This is a genomic window from Mycobacterium sp. NS-7484 (assembly GCF_001953975.1).
Taxonomy (GTDB): Bacteria; Actinomycetota; Actinomycetes; order Mycobacteriales; family Mycobacteriaceae; genus Mycobacterium.
This window is the reverse complement of record NZ_MBEJ01000079.1, coordinates 1-1195: the sequence shown is the minus strand read 5'-3', so window position 1 is coordinate 1195 and position 1195 is coordinate 1. Positions and strand designations below refer to the sequence as shown.

The 1195-nt window shown below is 64.9% G+C and carries 1 protein-coding gene and 1 pseudogene; both read right to left on the bottom strand.

From position 1 onward, the window contains the following. Positions 1 to 496: MlaD family protein (locus tag A5733_RS14295; RefSeq protein WP_369830939.1), on the bottom strand; the 496-nt coding region annotated here is incomplete at its 3' end. Positions 497 to 703: 207 nt separating this feature from the next. Continuing rightward, positions 704 to 1195 (bottom strand): annotated as a pseudogene (locus A5733_RS14290) (elongation factor G-like protein EF-G2); the annotation flags it as partial.

Here is a 1195-nt window from a genome sequence, read left to right as displayed (position 1 = left end):
TCTGTTCGGAGATCGCGGTGATGGTCTCGAACAGCGTGTTGAACTCCGTCGTCACCCCTTGGGCATGGATCGGGGTGGCCGGGTCGACCCGCGCTGACGTGGGATTGTCGGGTGCGACGAACGAGATGTACTTGTTGCCGAACACCGTGGTGGCCTTCAGTTCGGCGGTCACGTTCTCGGGGATCAGCTTGAGGTACTTGGGCTTGATGTCCAGCGTCAGCTGGGCCTGTTGCTCGCCGTCGACGTCGGCCACGTTCACGGCCGTCAACCGGCCGATCGGCACGCCGTTGAAGGTGACCTTCGAGCCCGGGTCCATCGACAGGCCCGAGCGATTGGCCAGCACGGTGAGCTGCGTCTTCTCCTCGAAGGCGCCACGGAACTGCATCCAGGTCAACACCAGCACCGCGACCAGAAGGATCGCCATACCCGCGCACGCGGTCTTGTACGGCGGGTCGTAACGCCAATGCTTGAACCGCTGTCCGAAGCGGTCCCGCAATGTCGCGGTGGATGAGGCCACGCGCAAACCTCCGAATTATTGACGCAGCCAGCAACTAAAGGTCCGAAAACTGTCCCAAACAACCAGAGATAAGTGCAACTACAGAGGCCGCTGTGCGGCGAATCTCAAACCGCCGGTGCCAGGAGACCCCCGTCACAGAGTAAGCCCTGATCAGGTATTACGGCCGCCGTTCACGCCCAACGAGCGTCAGGCTGAGCGGCGCACCCGGGCCGCGGCCGATTCGGGCATCGGCTCGTAGCGGGCGAACTCCCGGCTGAACGATCCGGCGCCGTGCGACAGCGACCGCAGGTCAATCGCGTACCGCGTCAGCTCCACCTCGGGGATCTCGGCCTTCACCAACGTGCGGTCGTCATCGGCCTTGTCCGTGCCCAGGACCCGGCCGCGCCGGCCGGCCAGATCGCTCATCACCGCGCCCACCAGATCGTCGGGCACCACGACAGTCACCTCGTCGATCGGTTCGAGCAGACTCACCCCGGCCGCCGCGGCCGCCTCACGCAACGCCAACCCGCCGGCCATCTGAAACGCGAAGTCCGACGAGTCGACGCTGTGTGCCTTGCCGTCGACGAGGGTCACCCGGATGTCGACGACGGGATAATCGGTGATCCCTTTCTCCATCTGCGCCCGTACGCCTTTCTCGACGCTAGGGATGAACTGGCGCGGCACGGCTCCGCCCACGAC